Source organism: Saccharopolyspora sp., assembly GCF_017434145.1.
GTDB lineage: Bacteria > Actinomycetota > Actinomycetes > Mycobacteriales > Pseudonocardiaceae > Saccharopolyspora_C > Saccharopolyspora_C galaxeae.
Map to the genome: position 1 here is coordinate 1 of NZ_JAFRFW010000921.1, position 3,535 is coordinate 3,535.

At 71.2% G+C, this 3,535-nt stretch carries 4 protein-coding genes; 1 reads left to right on the top strand and 3 read right to left on the bottom strand.

From position 1 onward, the window contains the following. The 3 genes from IJH84_RS24865 to IJH84_RS24875 all read right to left on the bottom strand — a co-directional run. On the bottom strand, nt 1–439 hold a 439-nt coding region (locus tag IJH84_RS24865; protein ID WP_295149699.1), incomplete at its 3' end, for an ATP-binding cassette domain-containing protein. 33 nt (nt 440–472) lie between these two features. Beyond that, nucleotides 473–1,405, bottom strand: a complete 933-nt coding sequence (locus IJH84_RS24870; RefSeq protein WP_295149701.1) for a GNAT family N-acetyltransferase — start codon at nt 1,403–1,405, stop codon at nt 473–475. Between the two features lie 63 nt (nt 1,406–1,468). Next, a complete protein-coding gene (locus tag IJH84_RS24875) occupies nt 1,469–2,371 on the bottom strand; it encodes a class I SAM-dependent methyltransferase (RefSeq protein ID WP_295149702.1) in 903 nt (300 codons plus the stop codon). A gap of 601 nt (nt 2,372–2,972) precedes the next feature. Between IJH84_RS24875 and IJH84_RS24880 the strand changes: the two genes are divergently transcribed. Then, nucleotides 2,973–3,535, top strand: a 563-nt coding sequence (locus IJH84_RS24880; protein WP_295149704.1) for a S1 RNA-binding domain-containing protein, incomplete at its 3' end; no start/stop codon positions are given.

A 3,535-nucleotide genomic window follows, 5' to 3' on the forward strand; every position in this document is an offset into this window, starting at 1 on the left:
CGGCGCACGCGAGGTCGATCAGCAGCCGGGTGCGTTCGGCGGCGGGCAGGTTCTCCATCCGGGTCGAGGTGTGCTCGGCCAGCTCGTGCGCGGCCAGCCAGGAACGCACCGCGGCGCGTCCGGCGCGGCGGCCGGCGAGGCTGAGCCCCTCGGCGACCACGGTCCGCACCGGCACGCTCGGCTCCGGCTCGGTGATCTCCGGCGCGTCGACGACCGCGACGGCGCGGCGCAGCGCCTTCGGGTCGGCGCGGCCGTCGATCCGCACCGAACCGCGGGCGGGACGCAGCCTGCCGGACAGCGCCAGTGCCAATGCGGTGTGCCCGGAGTTCGGTTCACCGGTCACGACCAGCAGTTCTCCGCTGGACACGCGCATCGAGGTGGGCGCGAGCAAGGTGCTGTGCGCGCCGACGACTTCGACTGCTTCTGCGGCGATCTCCACGACGTCGTCTCGACTCCTTCTCGGCGTGGGAGGTCAGCGCAGCGCGGTCGCGGGGCGCACCTCCCACATGGTCCACAGCGGCCGGTAGCCCTGGCGCGGCCAGAACACCGAGGACAGCGGATTCGGCGGGTTGTAGTAGAGGAAGCTGCCGACGGCTCCGGCGCGGACGAACTCCTCGTGCGCCACGGCCATCAGCCGCTGCCCCACGCCGCCCCCGCGGGCCTGCTCGTGCACCGACAAGCAGTTCACGTAGGCCCACAGCCCCCGGCGCAACCGGTGCCCGCCGGGCTGGTGGGCGGTGTCGACCCAGCCGCATTCGGCGAGCGCGATCGGCGTCCCGTCCTGTTCGGCCAGCCACACCGGGTCGGTGCCGGAGTGCAGCCGCTGGCGCGCGGCGATGCGCTTGAGGTCACCGGCTCCCGGGCGGGGCACCGACGTGCCGACGAGGGCGGCGTAATCGTGCTCGGCGATCGCGAGTTCGACGACGGCGTCCAGATCGGCCCGTCCGGCGCGGTGCACTTTTACGGTACCAGGTAGTTCCGTAACGGTGTCCGGGGTCGGCGGGCGGATCGCCATGCAGGACAGCGGCGCGAAACCGTGATCCAGCAGCGCCCGGGTGGCCTGCACGTCCCGGCTGGGCCAAGTGACCACGCAGGACGAGTCCTCGGCGGGGATCGAACGAGCCGCCAGCCACTCCCGCCAGGCCCCCAGCACGCCGTCCATGCCGGCGCGCGGGTGATCACCCAGCAGCGGGAAGAGCTCGAAGACGTCCGAGGCCTGCCACAGGCTCTGCGCCGAACCGGGCGGATTGTGGGTGTGCGCCACCAGGCCCGCCACCGGCTCGCCACCGGGCAAGCGGGCCATCAGCGGGTCGCCCTTGGGCAGCAGGTAGTCGTCCGGCAGCTGCGGATCCAGCCCGCGGAACCGCGCGCACTGCCGGTCCACCAGATCCTGCGCGCCGCCCACGTCCGCCGAACCTCCTCCGTGCCGGGGTGACCCGGATTCTGGCAGCCGCGGCGCGGGACCGGGCTACTGCTCGTCGAGCGTGCAGCAGAAGATCGCGGTGCCGGGGAAGAGCTTGCCGCGCAGCGGGCTCCACTGGCCCCAGGTGTGCGTGGCGCCCTTCGGCCACTCCGGCTCGATCAGATCCACCAGCCGCAAGCCGGCTGCGGCGAGCTGGCGCACGTAGTCGCCGAGCGTGCGGTGGTGCTCCACGTAGGTGGCCTGCCCGAGCCCGTTGACCTCCAGGTACGGAGTGCGGTCGAAGTAGGGCTGGGTGACGGTGAGCCCGCCGGGGCCGGGATCGTCCGGGAAGATCCACCGCATCGGATGAGTCACCGAGAACACCCAGCGCCCGCCGGGCCGCAGCACCCGCGCGACCTCGCCGAACACCGCGCCGGAGTCCGCCACGAACGGCACCCCGCCGAACGCGGAGCACGCCAGGTCGAAGCTGCCCGCGGCGAACGGCAGCAGGTCCGCGCTGGCCTGCACCAGCGGCACTTCCACGCCGGTGGCCGCTGCGCCGTCGCGCGCGTGCCGCAACATGCCGGCGGAAATGTCCAACGCCACCGGTTCCGCACCTCGGCGGGCCAGCCAGCGCGAACACGACGCCGAGCCGCAGCCGACCTCCAGGACGCGCTTTCCCGCGACGTCGCCGAGCAGGCCCGCATCGGCTTCCCGGAGGCGCTCCGGGCACCAGACGAAGTCTTCGGCGCCGAGGAATTCGCCGTGCTCGGCCTGGTAATCGTCCGCGTCGGCGTCCCACCACGCCCGGCTCGCCAAGCGGGATTCGACCGTGCCCGCGGTGCGCTTGCTCACACCCGTGGTGCCCAGCGCGAGTTCCGCGGCAGCGTGCTCGGAACCACCGTCCGGTGGTTCGTTCTGCGCCGGGCCGGTCGGAGATCCGGCGGCATCGGGTTCCTGGTTCGGCATCGCCAGTCCTGTGATTCGCCAACTGCGCCGGTATGTGGTTTGCCCGGCGATCGCACGGCCGCGTACGATACCGCCCGCGCCGTGGGTCTTAACGTCTCCGTGCATTCCGGCTGGGAAACCCGCCACGGCCCGGTCCGCCGCTGATCCGACCGAGCGATCACCGCCACGACCGGGACGGACGGAACTACCAGGTCGGGAGCCGTGCCCTGATCGGGATTACCGGTGGGGGGTTCAGCGTTCGACCAGAGGCGGCCCGCGCGGAACCGGCACCGGCTGCCCGGAATCGGACTCCCGGAACCGGACTGGGCGGGCCGCAGCGACCAGGGATCGTCGGCGGAGACCCGCCGAAGCAGCGAACTGGGGCCGATCAGCAAGGCTGAGCCTTACCGGGGACGTGGTTCTCGCCGGTTCCGCTCGTCGCGGTGTCGGCTCCGGAGTCTAAGATCCAGGGCGCAACCCCGAAGGGGTCGGCGCCGGTGCGCGCCGGGTGGTCTGCCAGGCTGGAAGGTCTGCCGGATCGGCCGGTGGCGAGCCGCCGGCCGCTGCGGGGTGAACCGCACAGGCAACCGACAAAACTATCCGTACCGGAGCAACCCACCTGATGTCCACCGACACCACCACCGTCCCGGCTGCAGCCGCTACCAAGCCGCAGGTCGCGGTCAACGACGTCGGGACGGAGGAGGACTTCCTCGCCGCCGTCGACCAAACCATCAAGTACTTCAACGACGGCGACATCGTCGAGGGCACCATCGTCAAGGTCGACCGCGACGAGGTGCTGCTCGACATCGGTTACAAGACCGAGGGCGTCATCCCGTCCCGGGAACTGTCGATCAAGCACGACGTGGACCCGGCCGAGGTCGTCGCGGTCGGCGACTTCGTCGAGGCCCTGGTTCTCCAGAAGGAGGACAAGGAAGGCCGCCTGATCCTGTCCAAGAAGCGCGCGCAGTACGAGCGGGCCTGGGGCACGATCGAGAAGATCAAGGAAGAGGACGGCATCGTCACCGGTACCGTCATCGAGGTCGTCAAGGGTGGTCTCATCCTCGACATCGGCCTCCGTGGCTTCCTTCCCGCCTCTCTCGTCGAGATGCGCCGGGTCCGGGACCTTCAGCCGTACGTCGGCAAGGAGCTCGAGGCGAAGATCATCGAGCTCGACAAGAACCGCAA